Origin of the sequence: Pseudomonas cedrina subsp. cedrina (assembly GCF_001983175.1) — a bacterium.
Classification (GTDB): Bacteria; Pseudomonadota; Gammaproteobacteria; order Pseudomonadales; family Pseudomonadaceae; genus Aquipseudomonas; species Aquipseudomonas cedrina.
Window position 1 is genome coordinate 47239 of sequence record NZ_MNPW01000013.1, and the last position, 17557, is coordinate 64795.

Consider the following 17557-nt stretch of genomic DNA (forward strand, 5'->3'; position numbering starts at 1 on the left):
GCCGTTAGTCCGTCTCAGGTAAGTTGATGCTCATGGGGACGATGCCGCGTGAGCGGTCCAGTTGGGTGGCCATCGCGATCGCGGCGGCGAGTTCGTCGATGTCCATTTGCTGCATCAGTTGGTGGCGTCGATGTTTTTCTTCCGGTTCGGTCATCGCCAGGGCCAGATACAGGCTGGGCGGGACAGCCCGGAACAGCACTTCCATCGATTTGGAAAGAATCACGCCTTCTGAGAATTTGCCGGTTTCCTTGCGGGCCGAGCGCATCAAGGTTTTTTGCGCGGGGGTCAGGCGGCGAAAGCGCGCAATCTTTTCCACTTCGTCGGGCGGCATGCTCAGGCAGATCCACCATTCGATCATGTTCAACATGGGTTCGGCCGCCTTGGGCAGGTCATCGAGGTTCTGCGTGGCCAGCCAGAACCAGGCGCCGAGCTTGCGCCACATTTTGGTGATCTTGACCACGTAGGGCGCAAGCAGCGGGTTCTTGGTGATGATGTGGCCTTCGTCGGTGACGTTGATGATGGGCCGCCCGAGCATCTGGTCGCGCTCGGCCAGGTTGTTGACGGTAGTGATGAGCGAGAGGTAAGCGATCGACAACTGCGCGCTGTAGCCCTCTCGGGCATAGGTGGCGAGGTCGAGCAGGGTGATGTCGGCTTCTGGCCAGGGCGAGCCGGCGCGGTTGAACAGCTCGCCATCGCTGCCTTGGCAGAACAGGTCCATGGCATCGGCCATTTCTTCAAGTCGAACACGGCGTAGCGCCGGTAAATCCGGTTGCTTGGCGAGGGTTCGAAGGGCGTTGCGAATGTCTTCGGTGAGTACTGCGCGGTTTTCGTGCGCACACAGGTGCGCGGCGTCCAGGATGCTTTGGCGAACCAAACTGCGGTCGGCGCGGGTCAGGCGCTGTTCTTCCTTGTCTTCGCCGCCGGTAATCATCAGTCGGGCGGTGATTTCCAACTCGCCCAGCACATCGCGTTCGTCGGGCTCTTCCTGATCCTCCTCACCGAGGTTGACATCATTGGGCCGGTCGACCAGCCGTGCCGCGTCGGCAAATGGCGCCAGGCTCACTCCCGTTCCAGGCGCGAGTTTGATCCGATGCACACGCAAGCCCAGGCGCTGAGCAAACTCGGCAAACAGGCCAAAGCTGTTGCCGGCTTCGACAATAAACAAGCGAGGCCGGTAGATCGCAGTGACTTGGGTGAGCAGGTTGTTGAGGGTCGCGGATTTGCCCGAGCCCGTGGGGCCAAACAGAAAAAGGTGGGCGTTCATTTGCCGGTCACGGGGGTTAAGTGGATCAAATTGGATCAGCCCGCCACCTCGGTTGAACAGGGTAATGCCGGGGTGCCCGGTCCCTTCGCTGCGCCCCCACACCGGGGCCAGGTTGGCCACGTGCTGGGCGAACATCAGTTGGCTGTACCAGTTGCGCTTATCCAGGTCGGGATCGAATACACCGGGTAGCCAGCGCAGGTAGCTGTTGAGTGGGGCGACTTCGTCCTCTTCCAACACCGGCAGCAACCCCGCATTGAGCAGTGCGTTGTTCAGTTGCAGGCCATGGGCGTCGAGTTCTGCCAGGTCGCGACCGCGCAGATAAAACACCATCGCGGCACGATACAGCTTGTGATCGCGCCCAATCAGCGTGCGGGCGTGTTCGACATCTTCGCGGGTCTGCTGTGAGTCGAGGGTGTCGCCGACCGACTTGTGGCAGAGGTGGTTGAGCTGCGCTTCCAGCCGGTCTTGGGGGGTGACGATCAATGTCAGGCAGAACGTTGTGCCCTGGGGCAGTTGCTCGAAGACCGCGTTAAGTGAGTCGCCTTTGGCGGTTTCGCCGGTCAGATGACCGATGGCGGGTGGGCTGCGCAGTCGGTCCACGGTGATAACGCGGTGGGGCATGTCGTCGAACCACCACACGCTGCGTGCAGCATCCGAGCGGGGTTGGCGCACGAACAGGCGTTGGGCGAAGTCGGTGCCGCTTGCCAGTGCATCCTCTGCTCCACTGGAGTCAGTGTCAGTCAGTTCAAAGAAACGTCGACGTGCTTGAGCATCCGACCCCAATAAGCCCGCAGCGGGATTGAACCAACGCACTAACCAGCCATGAATCGCCGCCTCATCCATGGGGCTGGCGCGGATGCCAGCGTTGGCCAGGCTCCCCGTCAGGCGCTCGCACACGGTCGAAAGTTCTGCTTCAGGTGCGCGCCGGTAGCGCAGCCGCTCGCCGCGAGCTCTGCGGTAAACCACCAGGCGCGTGCGGCGTTTTTGGGCTCGCCAGGGCAGGTGGGTGACGGTGCAGTCTTCGAACAACCCATCGGGTGTGCTCACGGCGTGAAGGTGATGTGCCATCGAGCGCAGATAGAACGCGGTGAAGGCGCTGTCCTGGGCACGTGGCTGAACATAGCTGCGCAAATCGTGCAGGTAGCCGTCCCAATCGGTTTCGGTCTGGGCGTAAAGCTGAATGACCCACGGGTGCTGATCCAGTTCATCGAAGCTGTCTTGTAGTGCGTTTTCCAGGGTGTCGCGTATCTGCTCAAGCCACTCGGCTTCGCGGCCTTCCGTGCCGATCGTGCTCAGCTCGAAAAACGCGGCGGCGGATTGGCCGTCTTCCAGCAGCAGACTTTGTGAATCGGGCAGGTATTCGACCCAGGGTAAAAGATCGACAAACGACGGCGGCGCGGCGTACAGGCGCTGTTCGTCTGCGCGCGTGGCCGGGGTCGGTGATTTGTGCGGAAATGCTTTCATCAGTAATCGTCTACGCGCTCGCCGGGCAACGCGTAGTGCACGCGTTGATGCAGCGCAAACACCGTGCTGTAGCCGGGTACCGGCACCGGTTCACTGCCGGCCAGATGGGCAAAAACGTACATCACCAGGTCCGGGTTGGGCAGACGCTTGAACTGGCGATAGATCTCGGTTTGCGCAGAGCGGGTGTAGGCGCCCTGATCGACCACCACGTCGTCGGCCAGCAGCGGTCGGCGCAGTGTCTGCCGGGCCTCCAGCAGTGCTCGACTCGACAGTCCAGGTTGGCCGCCGGTTTGCTGGCTCCAGATGTCCCGCATCGTTGCGTCACCGTGGGGCAACAGCGTCTGTGCATCGGTTGCGCAACCACTCAACAGCAGCGCGCCGCACACGCCAGCCACCCTAGTCCAATTCCACGGCATATTGATTGCCTCCCCGCTGGTGATCGACCCGGCGTCCGCTTGGGTTGTAATCGACGTTGATCGCTTTTTCGATATGCACGGCCACCTTCGCGCCCGGCTGCACATACACCGCGGCAAACGCCTGGCCATAGAGTTTGTTGACCCACTGCGCCATCTCCTGCACGCCGCTCGACAGCATGCGGCCGAGCGCTTCATTGCTGGTGATGCCCACGGTCCCCAGCGGATTGCCCGGGCTCAGGTAGGTGGTGCTGTTGTTGCCCTGGATCAGCGCGGCCGCGCCGGCGCCGGCAGCGGTGATGAGTGCCTGGGAACCCAGGTACTGCCGGGCGTTGCTGCGTCGCTCGCCGGTGACGCAGGGCACGCCGTAGGGATCGCTGATCCAGCCCAGGCCCTGGCGCATGTTGCCGCTGCTCTGTTCGCTTTCGGGTTCGCGCTGGGTGGTTTTGGAGGGCACGGTGCGCACCGTGCCGTCGTGAAAGACGAAGGTCAGCGAGCGAACCTGCCCTCGGACGCAGGACAGGGTCCAGTCGCCCGACGCCGTGCCGCTGACGACGGCACCGGCCACGTCCGGCAAGTCGATGCCGTTGGCGGTCAGATTGTCCGGTCCGATCAGTACCTTGAAGGGGTAGGGGTCATTGACGGTGCCGTCCACGGGCACGCGGCCGATGAGTGCGGTCATCGCCACCGACCCCATAAGGGTGGCGTTTGCCGGAACGGTGTAGACCGGTTTCAACGGCGGCTTGCTGTCGGTGGCGAGGGGGGCGGCCGAAGGTGCCAGCGGTTTTTGCGCCGCATTCAGTGCAGAGGCCACACTCAATGGATTGCGCTGGGAGGGGCTGATGTCGCGTCCATCCTGGGGCTCGATCCATACCAGGCGGTCGCTGCTGAAGCGCTGTTGGTCGGCGTCCTCCAGGCCAAGGCCGGGCGGTAGGTCCGAGCCTGACAGGGTGTCCAGACGTTGTTGCAGGTCCTGCAACAACTGGCTGGTTTGGCGCTGGGATTCGCTGGCTTGATCGCGGCCGTCGTCCAGCGCGTTTTGGATGCGCTGCTCGAGAGTGTCTTCGCGCTGGCGCAGCCGTTCGTTTTCGCTCTTTTGCTGCTGGTTGGTCCGGAGAGCACCCTGCAACTCGCGGCGCAGCTGTTTGACCTGGGCCACCAGGGTTGCAACGGTGTCCTGGGGGGTATCGCCCTCAATGCCCAGGGCTTGCATCTCGTTCTGGGTAAGCGGGTCGACCGGATTATTCCCCGCCTCGTTACGGGGCGATCCGGCCTGCTTCACCACGACATACAGCACGAGGATGGCAAACGGCAGCATCAGCCATTTGAGCAGGCCATTACTTTTCATCGCCACGCCTCCCGGAGAGGTTGCTGGCGGCGTCTACCGGGTCGATCGCCGGTAACAGTGATTCGGCCAAGCCGTGGTCACGGGTGACCAGGTACAGCACGGTGGTGTCGGTACTTTGTCCCTTGGGCCCCACGTTGGAATGCTGAAAGGTCGCGCTGACGAAGTCGCCTTGCAGCAGGCGTGGGTCGAGTTCGATCCAGTCTGGTGAGGTATTGCGCAGACGCACGGCGGTCACCCACAGGTTTTCGAGTTGCCAGGCGGCCAGGGCGCGGAAGGCGATGGGGCGTTCAGGCAGCAACGTGGCGAGTGGCAAGTCACGGTTCAGCGGCACCGCACGTATGCCGGGTACGGGCTCAAGGGTCCGCAAGGGCGCATACAGGCTTTGTGCGGCGTAGCGAGTCAGGGTCACCGGGACAGGTGTGGGCGGGTTTGCTGCATCGTCAAGGGATTGCTTAAGGCGGGCAGGCTCGATGATGCGAATGGGTTCGACGGGCGTATCCCCGGCAGAGGAGGGATCTGCGGCAATATCCAGCAGAATCACCCGCCCGTCATCTGCGTCCTGCAGCTGCAGGCGGCTGGGCGTGATGGGCTCGTTCGCGAGCAAATACACCGCGCCACCGGCAATTTGCACGCGCAGTTTGCCTTGCAGCGACTCGGGCAAACCGACGCGTACATTGCGATCAAGAAAGATCACCCGTTCTTCGCCAACCCGCAACGGCACGGCCAGTGGCAGGCGCTCCCAGCGCAGCAGCTCCACTGCGTGGGTTGCAGGCATGAAAAGTACCCCCAGACCGCTGAGCAGCAATGCCTTCATGGAGAGGTCGCCCCCTGCAATACTGAGCTGGCGCGGTTGATGCGTTGCGGCAGTTGGCTAAAGCAGTCCAATGCCAGCCCGAACGGATTGAGCTCCGGATCAATGTCCAGTCGCACCACTTTCAGGGAGTAGCGCACCAGCGCGCGCTTGACCTGTTCCGCGCCGAAATACTCATCGGCGTTCAGGTCCAGCGTGACAACCCAGTCGTCAGCCGAGACCACTTGCACCCGCGTCGTCGGCGCCTCCCCATAACCGCGCCCTGGAATTTCGTAGACCCCGCGCACCCGTTGACGCAACTCACCACTCTCGCGGCGCCGCGCCGCATCGTCATCCAGGTACGCCTTGCAGCCGGGCGTGAGGTAACTCGACAGCGCGCGGATGGCACGCGGATAGTCCTCATCCCCGTTGCTCGGCCAGCGATTGAGCTGCTGGAAAATGTAGAAGGCAAATGCATACACCGTGGAGGGCGGCACTTCCCACCATTTGCGCACACTGCCTGAGCGCAGGTCCGGCGGGATGTGAAGGGTCAAATCCCGTGGCGCGTTCCACCAGCCAACGGCCAACAGGATCGCGATCAACAGCAACGCCGCGCAGCCCGCACGCAGGGTGCGGACATGGGTCTGCAGGTGCGAGACTTCATTTTTGAAGCGGCTCATGGTTGGCTCCGCCGCGTGCCCCAGGCACCTGAATAAAAGATCAGCCCGGCACCGTCCAGATAGCGGGCCAAACCAGGAAAACGGCGACACAACGCCCACTGCAGGTGTCGATACAGCCAGGTATCCGGTCGGCCGCGTTTGTGGCGGCGCAACAGCCCACCGCCCACGTAAATGCCCGCAGCCACCGCGATCAGCATCGTGGTCGGCGCTATCGCCACGCTGCGAGCGATCCAGGCGATTGGCGCACCCACGGCCAGCCCCACCAGAGCGCTGAGCCCGGTGCAGGCCCACAGTTCATCGGCGGTCAAACCGTGCACCACCACCGGTTGGCGATTCAGGCGATGGGGCAGAAAGGTCAATGTGTGGTCGGTCAGCAAAGGGCTGTTCATGGGCGATCCCCTACAAAATGCCGGTGGCCTGGGTCAGCAACCAGATGCCGACCACCAGCAACAGCGCGCCAACCGCCACCGTCAGGCCGAAATTGCCCCAGGTCTTGCGCCCGGCGTGGATCTCCGAATAGGTGGTGTAGGCGTGGTAGCACACGCCGATAAACATGGAGGAAATCACCAGCAAGGCCACCAGCATGACGATGTCATAGCCGTAGTTCTGCGCGGTTTGCAGAATGCCGTCGCCGGTGCCGCGGGACGGGTCTTCCATGGTCGGCAGACCGGCCTGGGCGTTCAATGCGCTCAACACCGTGGCGGGCACAGCCAACCCCAACCGCACCGGCGGTCTACGCGTGCAGGGGGATTTAGCGGCGCAACACTGCATAACGGCCTCGTTCAGGACAGCAAAAAATAGGTCAACAGCCCATACATCGCGGCGAAGCGAATCGCGACGCCGAGCAACTGGCGCTGGGAGAGCCTGTGCTCGGCCCAGCCGACGTAGGCCGTGCGCATTGCCCACACGCCCCACACCAGCAGCACGGCGAATACCACGCCAATTAACAGGACCGCGACGGCGCCGGGTGTGAATCCACCGTGCGCCAGGAACGCTGCGCTTTGCTCATTGCTCAGGTTCATCGATGGCCTCCGTTTCCACGCGGTAGTCAGCCTGCATGGGCATGGCGTCGCGAGGCTGGGCACGTTCAGGGCTCAAATAGGCGCGGATGCCTTGGCGAATACGCTGGAGGTCATCACGTAGGCGCGGGTAATCGAAGTGGTAGCGAGCGCTACCGTCACGGGGAAGCGCAGCGGCGTCCTCGGTCATGCGTTCCAGTACATCGAGTTGGCGAACCAGTGCTGCCAGGCGTGCTTCCTGTACACCCAAGCTCCATGGAGCCCAAAACAGGGAGGGCGCCATCAGAAGCGCAATAGTGTGTGCGACGTGCGGATTGAAGCGTTTCAACATGAATGACCTCTCTGGAAAACAGAGAGAGAGGCTGCCGGTAAATGCAGGCCCGCGCCGCCAGAAATAAGGCGCGGCGCCTACCCGCTATTGCGCTGCCCAACGTCACAAGTATTTTTTGAAGCTTGCCACGGTGATCCTGATCGCGATGCCGAGCAACAACGCCGAAGGAAGCAAAATCACCAGCGGATGCACACTGATCGGCAACGCCAGATACACCGCCCACGGGCTCAAGGCCAATGGCATGAGCAGTGCCCGCGCCCGGTGATAGACAAACCCCGATTCCCGCCCGGCACCGAAGCGCCGCACATCGCGGCGGACCAGACCATCCACCATCCCCGTCACAGCGGCCAGCAAGAACAGCGGCAGCGTCAACACCAGCAGCAATACCCGCAGGCCGAATGTCGCTGAGGCATAGAACGCCGCCAGGACGTAGTTTTCAAGATGCGTGACAGCCTGAGCAACGACGGCATTGAAGCCTCTGCGAGTATCCGAGAACTGAGCCTGCGCGTTCACACGCTCGACCCAGTTCAATACTCCCGTATCCAGCAGCAGACTTTCATGCAACCAAGTTACCCAGCGATAGGCGATGCGCCCCGGTGCCTGCACGACTAGGCTGCGCGTGAATTGGGTCGAGAACTGCTGCAGTTCAAAATTCATCATCGCCTGTGCATGCCGCCAGCCCTGTTCCGGCCAAAATAGCTGCATGCCGACCAGTTCGATGATCAGGCTCAACAATAGCGATCCCAGTAATAGACCCAGGATGCGCAACGGCAAGGTGAACAAAAATACGACCAGACCGCGCTGTGCAGTCTCTTGTTTGTGGGCGACGCTTATCGGGTCACGCACAACGGCGGTCCTGAGCGTAGCGTTGACGCATCTGTTGGGTCAGTTCAGTCAAGTCGTCTGGCAGGGCTGCAGCTGTCTGCCGGGCCGGCAACGGCATGCGCAGTTTCCACAGCGTGCCGCCTTCAAGCAGGGCAAACGCCTGGCCTTTAGGCAGAGCGACGATATGCGCTGGCTCCAGCAGCGGCACACTGCTGAGGGTGACGCGGTCCTGAGTGTTGGAGGTGAATGCGGTTTGGCTAGCGGGGTCGGACACGTCCGTGGCACCGCTGACGGGCGAAATACTCTTGATTTCTACCTTGGGCAGTTGTTTGGTCAGCAGTTCGGCGGTGGCGGTTTCGCGCACGCGCAGCATGATGACGTTATTGAAGTTACCGACCACTTGCCCAGCCTTGGCGCGGTTGCGCAGGCGCGCCTCGATATCGCTGAGGGTCTGGGTGTAGGCGGTGACTTGCATGCCAGCTCCGCCGCCTTTGTTGACCAATGGAATGAATTCATCGCCCATCAGGTCGCTGAATTCGTCGGCGTGCACATTGATCGGTGAGGGGCTTGGGTGAGGCGTGGCGGGCAAGCCGTCGTCCAGCCCGAATTTGTAGACGTGGCCCGCTACCGAGACCAGATCGGCGAACATGGAATTGCCGACGGCGGCCGCCACTTCGGCGTCCGACAGTGCATCCAGACCGACGTAGACCACGGCGCGCTGACGCACCACCTGCATCCAGTCGAAGATCGGTCGTGGATCATTGAGGTCGGCATAGTCGGGCGCCAACAGTTCAGCGATGGGGCCGCTGGTCAATTTCTCCAGCAGCGGCAGCAGCGAGGCGACGATTTTGTCGAAGAAGGTGCGCTCGTAGCGCACTGCGCTGCGCAGGCCCTCAAGAATGGGGTCGAATAGCGGCACAAGGGTCAGATATTGCTCGATGGCCACCACCCGGCGATCGCGACCGAGCATATGCCGTGGGGTATTGCGCTCATTGATGCCCTCTTCGATCTGCACGATGGCTTCCCACGCCTTGGGTGCGTGGCGGGCGAACAGGTGCTGGGCGTACTCAATGAACAACGTGTCGATATTGACCACATGGCGCTGGATCAGCAGGTAGTCCGGGCGGTGCCCCAGTTCAACCAGGGCGCGGGCAATGATATTGACGAAGCGCCAGGCGAACTCGCGAAAGGCCGCACTATTGCCCTCGCTGGACAATTGACCGGCAACGCGGCTGGCGACTTCGGTAATGCGACCAAAGCGGCCGATGGCGTTGTAGCGCGCAGAGCTGGCGGGCCAGCCCAGGTGGAAAATGTACAGACTGTCGAGCCTGCCGGCGCGACGGCATTCGGCGAAAACGCGCAGCAACAGGTCGGGGTCGCCTTTGGGATCGAAGACGATGCAGGTTTCGCCACGGCGGATGTCTTGGGCGATCAGCAGTTCGGCCAGGCGGGTTTTGCCGACCCGTGTGGTCCCGAGCACCAACGTGTGGCCGACGCGCTCGCTCAGAGGGAGGGCGACATCCTCTTCGTTAGGCTCAACGCCGTGCAGACGCGCCAGGCCACCGACGGGAGGCAGTGGACGCAGCGGGTTCAACAGGTGATCCCAACTGGTCACTTTCGCCAAGCGCTTAAAGGGGCTAGGGGCGAACTCTAGACGCTGCTCCAGTCGCCGTGCGTATCGCAGTCGTCGGGGCGTTTCAACATAGCGTCGAAATTCGGGGCGGTAGGTCTGCAGCAGGCGATGGGTATGATGGGCTTCCCAGCGAAATCCGCGGCCCAAAAACAGCCGCTCGTGGCTGACCGGAATGCGCTTATCGGATAACGCATAGCGTGGCAGACGTCGAATGTTGCGGCGGTAACGCAGAATTACCCAGGCCTGTCGTAGCCGAATGTTGCCAAGGACAGCGAAGAGCGCGGCCGCTTCAATACCGAGGCTGGGGCTGAGCGCCAGCGACCAGGGTGCAATCAGGCAGAGCGTGGCACTGGCTGCACAGACTGCGACGGTGTACAGCTCAACCGCTGGCCGTAGCAGCACCTCCACCGTTTGAGCCATATCACTGCTCGATGGCTGTTGCGGTGATGAGCACGGGATAGTGGCTGAGGCCCAGACGCGAGGCGAAATCATCCCCAACCATTGGCGTCAGGCTTACACCGGGAGCCAGGTTGCGCAGATCCCGAAGCGCCGCTGCGGACTCCACATTGACGACCAGCCCAACGGCACCCAGGTTTTGCAGTTGGGGCAGGCGTTGTTGCAGCCATCTCAGAGAGAGCGGGTCATCACCGATCAGAAACAGCGCGGTGATGCCTGGCAAATCCACGGTTTTTGCTTGTACTTGGCCGGGTTGCAATGACAACGAACGTATCGGCAATAGCGCTGCTTCGTTGTAGACAAAGGGGGCGCGAGTGTCTGGATTTGCGAATGCGCTCAGGCTCCCCACGACAAGCACACCTGACAGCAAAATCCAGGAGCGTTTCATCGTGTGCTCTTCTGCGATTGGGTGCCCAGTGTCGCCATGTAACGCTCGACAGCTTGTCGATAGCGCCTCGCCTGAACTCCGCCGGCGGGGCGATGGTAACGCCCGGCCGCCATCAACCAGCTCTCATTGCTGTTGTACTGCTCACGTAAGATCATCGCCGCCAGCCGCAGGTTACGGTAGGGCTCCAGGAGCTCGCAGGGGTGGCTTACACGGTCGCCTTGATAGCCGACGTTGAGCTGAGCCAGGCCCACATCAATACGGTTTTGCGGTGTGGATTGCAGTGCATGTTGTAATGCCTGGCAGGCTTGGCGTCGTGTCGCATAACGATGTGGCTGGTCGGCGATATTCAGCGTCCAGGGCCAGGGCACAGTGCGGCCACGCAGCATTTTTCCGGTTTCCTGCAACGCGACGGCGTAGAGCAGGGTTGGCGGTACTTGTGCGGAAGCGGCTGCCAGTTGATATGCCCAGGGTGGCCACTCCTGCGCGGCGACCAAGGTCGGCATCAGCGCTAACAACGCGCAATAACGGATCACTGGCGTTGCCATTGTCCATTCACCTCACGCACCAGCGCCGGCAGCTCACCCGCCAGCCCCAGTGCTTCCCAGCGCCCGGCATCATGGTTCAGGGTAATGCGCCGATCACGTACACGTTGCGGATCGACCGCCAAACGCTGTGCCCAGCGGCGCAAGCGCAGGTCGTCATTGACACTGCCGACCAGGTACACATCCATTTCAGTGTTGGCGTGGTGCAGTTGTTTGACCTGGGCGTCGCAGCGCACGCAGTTGTCCTCCACGAAAAGAGCAATCCTGCGTTGCCGGACGGGGCTGCTGGTGGCTGCGGGCAATGTCACGGGCAGCAGCGTCGGGTACAAACGCTGCCAGGCCTGATCATAGGCGCGTTGATAGGCCAATTCCTTGGCGACACGCGCTGATTCGGCGCGAACCTGCAATTCGGCGTAGCGACGGCGTTCCTCGTCGTTGCGGGCCTCGATGCCGAGGGCGGTCAGCGGGTCCAGGTTGGGCGAGTAGATACCGAGCGGGCCTTGTTGCAGTTGGCGATAGCGCGCCCAGTCTTCGGCGCGCAACCCCCAATCCTGAGCGCGTTGCTCGTCCGTGCGCTGTTCGCGACTGATGCGTGCGCGCGAGGTCATTTCGTCTTCAGCGTTGGCACGGTTCTGACTGGCAAACAGGGCGCCGCTCAGTGCAATGACCCAGCTCAATCGGCAGGAAAACCTGGATCCCTTGGTCATGACTCACTCCTGCGGCACTGCCAGGCGCCGTGTTTGGTGCCCAACGCGAAACAACGCGGATTGCGCCGTTAGTTCCTCAAGACGCCATTGCCCTTCAGCGTCGCCCAGGCTAAGCAAGCGGACTTGAGTCAAACCCAGGCTTCCATTCGGCTGGATCGCCAGGAAACGCTGGCCGCCACGGAATTCGACGCCGAGCACCTGGAACGTTGGCGCCACCGTTGCGGGGCGTGACTTGGCTTCGGGTTTACGCGGTTTGGGTCGGGTGGCCGCCGTGCTGGCAAGCTGTTGCGACTGGGCCTCAAGCCGACTCTTCAGTTCGGCTATCTGCGCTGTGTGGATAGCGACTTGCTGACTTAGCTCATCTCCTTGCTGCTGCCAGAGATCACCCGCGCGTTGCAGCTTTTGCTCGGTCACATGAGCCGGCGCGGCCTCGACGGCTGCCTGAAAAGCTTCGAGCGCAGCGGCGCGATTTTGCAGTTCGGCAATCTGAGCATCGGGTGCATCCCGGCGGCGCTGTTCATCCTGACGGGTGATGGAGCCGGCTAGTGAAAGCACGACGAGACTGAGCAGCATCAACCAGATGAAGGCTAGAGCGGCAACGGCACGTGGCGCCGATGGGCGTTTCATGGCAGCACCTCGACAGTGCGGGTAAAGCACACCTGCCTTTCACCGTCGTCAACCACCAGGCGCCAGGTATTGCCAGCGAGCAGTTGCAGGGTTTGATTCAACGGTAGCGGGCCCAGCCGCCAATGTGCGGCGGGCAAGGGCAGAGCCCACAAGCTCGCGAGTGCGGGATCGCCTTCGCATAATTGATAACCGGAGTGGCGCAACACATAACGCATCGCGTCGCCGACGCGGGTGGCAGCAGTGGCGGGAATTCGCAAGTCGATGATTTGTTGCTGCAAATCCATCTGGTCGTCAGCCGGTTGCAGTTCAATCAAGGTGTAGCGGTTTTGCCGAATCACCGGAGTCTCATTTGGGCTGATTTCAGCAGGCAGCATCGCTTCGGGTGCGGAGGGCAGCGTACAGCCGGCCAGCAGGCACATACCCAGCGAGTAAACCCCTCGAACACCTTTACCTGAAAACATCCCAAAGCCCTCGTATGCAGAGCGCCATTGAGCAATGTCGATTGAAAGGTTGCAGCGGCAAATGCGCCGGCCCCGCACACCCGAATGCACCCGCCAGCATTGGACGCGCCCCGCATAGACAAACGGCCTTCCACAGAAGGCCGTTGTCGTTTTCACTCAATATTCGTCAGGCAGCAGCATCGTCGTGATCGACCGATCCCACTCGGTGATGATCCACAACGTCAGCTCAGGCGCGATGTTATAGACCGACAGCAGGCGCCTGCCGAATTTCAGCGCGTACTGGTTTTCTTCCCAGTCCTCGCTACAGACATCCCCCCAATCGCCTTTGATATGACGCAGCAGATAGGGGAGTGGATTCAAGGCCTCACGCTCGATCAGCGCTTGGACCCCAGGGGTGGTAACGATGACGCCCGGCGTGAACTGCGGGGCGGAACAATTGAGGGTCATGGCAGACTCCTTGATAAGACTGACGCCTGAACACAGCGTCGAAGGGATGAGCGCGCACGGTCACTGGACGGCTTGCGCGGTTGCAGGCGTGTCGTTGGAGGCCGTCTTGGGCTTGGCCTGGTACACCAGGTGGCCATCAACCTTGATCCAACTGATGAACAGCAAGCGGGCCTTGAGACTGACGCCGGTTTGCCCGACTTTTTCGCCACGGCTGTAGCGGAACAGGTCGGCCCACAGGTCGCCCAAGCGGAAACCCAGCAGCACTTTCTGGCCTTGCTTGACCGCGTCGGCGTATTGCTTGACCAGGCGTTGTGCTTCGCTACCACAGACAGTGACGTCGAAGTAGCGATACTCCGGCGCCTCGGTCGGGCCACTGAGAGCCGCGAGCGTGCAGGCCAAAAATGCCTTGCCGCGCTTGGGTTGGATTTCGCGGACCCGGTTCAGATAACCCAAACCCTGGGTGTGCAGATCGAAGTAAGTCGCCTCATCGGCAACGGCAGATGATTGGGACATGACAGTCTCCTGTTTGGATGGACAGAACGTGGAGACACCCCGAGGGGAGTGGCCCCACGGGTCGGATACCAGTTCGCGACTGGTGTTGAGGAACGGCATCGCCCGCCGGGATGGCGGGTACTCGCGCGAGGATGCGGTGCGAGCAAAAGGATCAACGCCGCAGCGCCGTGGCCTTGTAGATCCTGACCACCTGGGCATGTTGCCGAGCATGTCGGCTGAACATGGCTCCAGCCTGCTATGTGTTTGAGCGGCTGACGTTTATCAAAGGGAACCCGCAGTGTTGCGGATTTCATTCGGGCAAAAGGATGAAGCCCCGCGTTCGGGGCTTCATGAGGACGTGCTAGGGATGGTCGTCGAAGGTGGTCAACCCAGGCAGACAAGTCGCGTCAGGATCAAAGATCAGGATTCGCACATCGGCCTGTGCCGCCAGATGCAGCACTTCAACCAACGCCAGCGGTAGCCCGGCATTCAGGTGCTGCTGACGCAGTTGCTCGGCGCTGCTGCCGTCGAACTCAAGCAAATGCGCGTCGCTCCAGGGCGTGAAGATCAGTTTGAAACCGAGGGCGTGGCTATCAGCCAGGACAAAGGTCTCGAACAGCAGGCCCGCCGGCCATTCGTCCAGCAACATGGCTTGCAGCGTGGACCAGGCACTGTGGGGCAGGTGCGTGCTGCTGATCTCCCAGCAGCGGCTGTAGTGGCCGGTCTCGAAGGTCAGCTGTTGCACGCATTCTTCTGCCAGTGCCCTGGAATATTGGTCCGCCACCAGCGTGGCGGGGGAGTGGTCATGGTTGTACAGCGCATGGATGACATGCACCACGATGCCCTGATTGGGATAGTCATGTGCATGCCTGGACAGTTCGCCTGCCTCGATCTCGACCCAGGCGTGCTGCTGGTTGAACAGGCAGGCTTGGCGCTCGAACTGATCGTCGGTCAGGTGCTCCTGATCCGGATGCGGCGCCAGGTAGCACAGCGGCGCCTGGGCGTCGTAGAGAATGGCCAGCAGACGCTGGATGCGTAGATCGTTGAAGCCGCGCGCGAACGGATTCACGGGGTGATTGAACGTAGGCATGGGTGATCTCCTGCGGTGATGAAGGAGGGACACCGCCCGACGGGTAGTGTCCCGTCGGGTGCCGTCATGCGGTGGGTTTACCATCCGCTGTAGTGAATAAGCAGCCTCGCCAACAATGATCGGCGTTGTGAGTCAAGAATGCCAAAGTCAGCCATGCCAGACACACCGGCGCGCTGCAGCAGTTCGCCGCCGATTTGGTCGTTGTAGAAGCTCACGAGTGCGGCAATGAAGATCTGCTCGCCATGGCTCATGGCGCCGATGGCTGTTTCGATCAGCGGTATGTCCGGGCATAGGTCCCATTTGCTCAGGGCCATGTCGAGATCGCGACGGCATTTGATGCCGAAGTAGCCAGGGCCTGCGAGCAGGACCGCCTGTTTCCAGGCTTCGAAGAACGGTTCAGGCGCCTGCGACTGATGTTGAAGACCATTGGGCTGGTCAGAACAATCGGGCGTCGATATCGGTGGATTCATGGACGATTCTCCAGGCTTAAACGGCCGGGGGTAGCCGTAGGGGGATGATGGCCTGAGGCGCTAGGGACAGGCCGTTGGATCAGCACAGGAGGACTGCGCCGTAGCCTTGAAGATCGTGGCTACCTGGGCGGGTGCCGTGCTGCACGGCAACGCTGGGTGGGAGTTTGGGGAGAGTGTGGGACCTTTGGGCAGTGCAAATCAGAAGCAGCGACCTTCCGCGTTAAACCGGCGATCACGCTAAAATGGACCCCAAAGCGCCCATGTGGGAGAAACACTCCGGGGCCCCGGAAATGCAGTGCCGAGCGACGAGTGCAGTAGGCGTTCATCGAAGTGAATCCGCCGCTCGGCGACGGAGTCTTTGCTCCGTCGAGAGCAATACTAAAAGCAGCCGCTGCGCTTCTTCAATCCCGTGTCGACGGATGACGTGGGAAAGGGACGACATAGAACGAAGAGTATGCCCACTCATGATTCAAGGGCGGTATCAGGCGCTTCATCCGCGAGATCCTGCGGAGCTTGCAACGCCACCGTAGCCAGGCGATACGGCAAAATCGCCACGCGCCGTGCCTCGATCTTGAACGTCACCCGCGGGTGCTCTTCGCGATCCTCCCACTCATCACGCACCGTGCGTCCGTCGACCAGTACGCGCATGCCTTTCTTAAACAAGGTCTGCCATTGCTCCGCCTGTGGATGCCACAGCTCCACCGGTGCCCAATAGCCGCCACGATCTTCGTAACCCTCCTTGATCGGCACCGGGTTGTCGAAGTAGACGCTCAGGCGCAACAGTCGCCGGGGCTCGTTGTTATCGCGGGCAAATTCACGGTATTGCGGGGCAACGCCGATATTGCCCTCGCCAATGAAGTAGGTACTCATTGAGCCTCCGAGACGATGGCGGACAGGCGTTTTTGATAGGTACGCTCGGCGACATCCAGCTTGCTGGCGGTGCTTTGCGCCAGTTGCGCAATGGCGTGCAGCAGGCTGATCTTCGCGTTGAACAGCAGGCGTTGTTGCTCCAGGCGATGCAATGTCGGGACCAGCGCGTCCGGTGTGTGGCCTGCCAGCAACTGGGCTTGCCAGGTGGCAGTGCCCATCGCACTGCGATCTACACGGCGCCAGCGCAGAAAGCAGGTGCCGGCCTGGGAACCGTGGCGGCTGAGTTGCACCGGCAGCAGGTGCAGCGGCGACACGTGGGCGCGTTCGAGCAACCGAGGCATGTCGTGCAGCATCAGCTCGTCGCGCTGGCCGATGCAGGTTTCGGCCAGCGTCAGCAGTTGCCCCTTACCCTTGAAAAGGCCCTTTAGGGAGGCAATCGCTTCCTGGGCCGGAAGTGGACTCAGCGTGTACATTTTTGAAACGCCTCCGCCTGCATTGCTTCAAGGTCACGATGGGACTCTGGCCCAGCGGTGCGAATGACGGGGGCGTGGCGGGCGCGCCGCTCCCGGTTTAGTACGGCCTGTGGCAATTCGCCGAAAGCCTCGCGGACGCGCAGGGCGTTATCGGTTGGCCCGAGCAGGTCGTTGCGGCAAACACCGCTGGAACGGTAGGGCTGCACCAGGCTGAACAGGCTGCGCAGTTGATGCGCGCCTTTTTCCAGCCAGTCATCCAGCAAGGGCGGGTCGATCAGGGCGGTGTGCTGGGCCAGCAGGGCGCGTCGGACCAGTTCGTCGTAATCGGCCAGAAGGTATAGGGCCAAAAAGGCCATGGGAGCATTGACGGTGACCGGCAGGTGCAAAGGTGTCTGGTTCAGATTGTCGCCGAGGCTCATTGCCGCTGGCGCTTGGCTCAGGGCGCTATCCAACTGGGCGCGCAGGTCTAACAGCGCAGCGCGAGTGCTGTCGAGTTTGGCTTCCACACGTAACAGCCACGCATCGGCGTAGGGATCGTCCTGGGCTGCGTCGCGGTGAATACGGTTAAGCACCGTGACAAACCCGGCCAAGCCAAAAATGCCATGTAGATCAGCGGCGGGCATGCGGCCTTGCCACAGGCGAATGGCGTGGTGGGTGTGCAAGGTCAGGTGCATGTTGCTGCGCAGATGACCCAGCGGGGCGTGGTCGATGACGGCCATGGGTTAAGGGCTCAAAGGGCATTGGAGAGCCGAGGCTGGCAGGTCTTC

At 61.7% G+C, this 17557-nt stretch carries 22 protein-coding genes and 1 pseudogene; all 23 read right to left on the reverse strand.

The genetic code is table 11. The annotated features are described in order from the left end of the window. Positions 1-4: 4 nt before the first annotated feature. Positions 5-2728 (reverse strand): conjugative transfer ATPase, encoded by a 2724-nt coding sequence (locus BLL36_RS24105; RefSeq protein WP_076954111.1) that lies wholly within the window; start codon positions 2726-2728, stop codon positions 5-7. Beyond that, entirely contained in the window at positions 2728-3144 is a 417-nt protein-coding gene (locus BLL36_RS24110; protein WP_076954112.1) for a TIGR03751 family conjugal transfer lipoprotein, read from the reverse strand. The genes BLL36_RS24105 and BLL36_RS24110 overlap by 1 nt, the downstream gene beginning before the upstream one ends. Beyond that, positions 3125-4489 (reverse strand): TIGR03752 family integrating conjugative element protein, encoded by a 1365-nt coding sequence (locus tag BLL36_RS24115; RefSeq protein WP_076954113.1) that lies wholly within the window; start codon positions 4487-4489, stop codon positions 3125-3127. Before BLL36_RS24115 ends, BLL36_RS24110 begins: the two co-directional genes overlap by 20 nt. Next, positions 4479-5303 (reverse strand): TIGR03749 family integrating conjugative element protein, encoded by an 825-nt coding sequence (locus BLL36_RS24120; RefSeq protein ID WP_076954114.1) that lies wholly within the window; start codon positions 5301-5303, stop codon positions 4479-4481. The genes BLL36_RS24115 and BLL36_RS24120 overlap by 11 nt, the downstream gene beginning before the upstream one ends. Further along, positions 5300-5959, reverse strand: a complete 660-nt coding sequence (locus BLL36_RS24125) for a PFL_4703 family integrating conjugative element protein (RefSeq protein WP_076954115.1) — start codon at positions 5957-5959, stop codon at positions 5300-5302. The genes BLL36_RS24120 and BLL36_RS24125 overlap by 4 nt, the downstream gene beginning before the upstream one ends. Continuing rightward, positions 5956-6348 (reverse strand): TIGR03750 family conjugal transfer protein, encoded by a 393-nt coding sequence (locus BLL36_RS24130; RefSeq protein WP_076954116.1) that lies wholly within the window; start codon positions 6346-6348, stop codon positions 5956-5958. Before BLL36_RS24130 ends, BLL36_RS24125 begins: the two co-directional genes overlap by 4 nt. Before the next feature lie 10 nt (positions 6349-6358). Next, on the reverse strand, positions 6359-6730 hold the full coding sequence (locus tag BLL36_RS24135) for a TIGR03745 family integrating conjugative element membrane protein (RefSeq protein WP_076954117.1): 372 nt from the start codon (positions 6728-6730) through the stop codon (positions 6359-6361). Between the two features lie 11 nt (positions 6731-6741). After that, positions 6742-6981, reverse strand: a complete 240-nt coding sequence (locus BLL36_RS24140) for a TIGR03758 family integrating conjugative element protein (RefSeq protein ID WP_076954118.1) — start codon at positions 6979-6981, stop codon at positions 6742-6744. Beyond that, positions 6965-7309: an integrative conjugative element protein, RAQPRD family gene (locus tag BLL36_RS24145; RefSeq protein ID WP_076954119.1), complete on the reverse strand. Its 345-nt coding sequence runs from the start codon at positions 7307-7309 to the stop codon at positions 6965-6967. The genes BLL36_RS24140 and BLL36_RS24145 overlap by 17 nt, the downstream gene beginning before the upstream one ends. Positions 7310-7411: 102 nt before the next feature. Beyond that, positions 7412-8155, reverse strand: coding sequence for a TIGR03747 family integrating conjugative element membrane protein (locus tag BLL36_RS24150; protein WP_076954120.1), 744 nt, complete (start codon positions 8153-8155; stop codon positions 7412-7414). Between the two features lie 10 nt (positions 8156-8165). Next, positions 8166-10187 (reverse strand): annotated as a pseudogene (gene traD, locus BLL36_RS24155) (type IV conjugative transfer system coupling protein TraD); the annotation flags it as partial. A gap of 1 nt (position 10188) precedes the next feature. Further along, entirely contained in the window at positions 10189-10611 is a 423-nt protein-coding gene (locus tag BLL36_RS24160; protein WP_076954121.1) for an integrating conjugative element protein, read from the reverse strand. Continuing rightward, positions 10608-11156 (reverse strand): lysozyme family protein, encoded by a 549-nt coding sequence (locus tag BLL36_RS24165; RefSeq protein WP_076954122.1) that lies wholly within the window; start codon positions 11154-11156, stop codon positions 10608-10610. The genes BLL36_RS24160 and BLL36_RS24165 overlap by 4 nt, the downstream gene beginning before the upstream one ends. Beyond that, a complete protein-coding gene (locus BLL36_RS24170) occupies positions 11141-11860 on the reverse strand; it encodes a TIGR03759 family integrating conjugative element protein (protein WP_076954123.1) in 720 nt (239 codons plus the stop codon). Before BLL36_RS24170 ends, BLL36_RS24165 begins: the two co-directional genes overlap by 16 nt. Positions 11861-11863: 3 nt before the next feature. After that, positions 11864-12487: a hypothetical protein gene (locus tag BLL36_RS24175; RefSeq protein WP_076954124.1), complete on the reverse strand. Its 624-nt coding sequence runs from the start codon at positions 12485-12487 to the stop codon at positions 11864-11866. Then, on the reverse strand, positions 12484-13104 hold the full coding sequence (gene pilL2, locus BLL36_RS24180; RefSeq protein ID WP_197678463.1) for a PFGI-1 class ICE element type IV pilus protein PilL2: 621 nt from the start codon (positions 13102-13104) through the stop codon (positions 12484-12486). The genes BLL36_RS24175 and pilL2 overlap by 4 nt, the downstream gene beginning before the upstream one ends. Further along, positions 13105-13395: a hypothetical protein gene (locus tag BLL36_RS24185; protein ID WP_076954126.1), complete on the reverse strand. Its 291-nt coding sequence runs from the start codon at positions 13393-13395 to the stop codon at positions 13105-13107. It lies immediately after the preceding gene. A 60-nt stretch (positions 13396-13455) separates the two neighbouring features. Further along, positions 13456-13908, reverse strand: coding sequence for an STY4534 family ICE replication protein (locus tag BLL36_RS24190; protein ID WP_076954127.1), 453 nt, complete (start codon positions 13906-13908; stop codon positions 13456-13458). A gap of 340 nt (positions 13909-14248) precedes the next feature. Next, positions 14249-14977 (reverse strand): DUF5983 family protein, encoded by a 729-nt coding sequence (locus tag BLL36_RS24195; protein ID WP_076954128.1) that lies wholly within the window; start codon positions 14975-14977, stop codon positions 14249-14251. Between the two features lie 77 nt (positions 14978-15054). Beyond that, a complete protein-coding gene (locus tag BLL36_RS24200; RefSeq protein ID WP_076954129.1) occupies positions 15055-15447 on the reverse strand; it encodes a hypothetical protein in 393 nt (130 codons plus the stop codon). A gap of 462 nt (positions 15448-15909) precedes the next feature. Then, complete coding sequence (locus BLL36_RS24205; protein ID WP_076954130.1) at positions 15910-16317, reverse strand: single-stranded DNA-binding protein; 408 nt, start codon at positions 16315-16317, stop codon at positions 15910-15912. After that, positions 16314-16790: a DUF3158 family protein gene (locus BLL36_RS24210; RefSeq protein ID WP_076954131.1), complete on the reverse strand. Its 477-nt coding sequence runs from the start codon at positions 16788-16790 to the stop codon at positions 16314-16316. Before BLL36_RS24210 ends, BLL36_RS24205 begins: the two co-directional genes overlap by 4 nt. Next, on the reverse strand, positions 16778-17509 hold the full coding sequence (locus BLL36_RS24215; protein ID WP_076954132.1) for a PFL_4669 family integrating conjugative element protein: 732 nt from the start codon (positions 17507-17509) through the stop codon (positions 16778-16780). The genes BLL36_RS24210 and BLL36_RS24215 overlap by 13 nt, the downstream gene beginning before the upstream one ends. Positions 17510-17557: the final 48 nt, after the last annotated feature.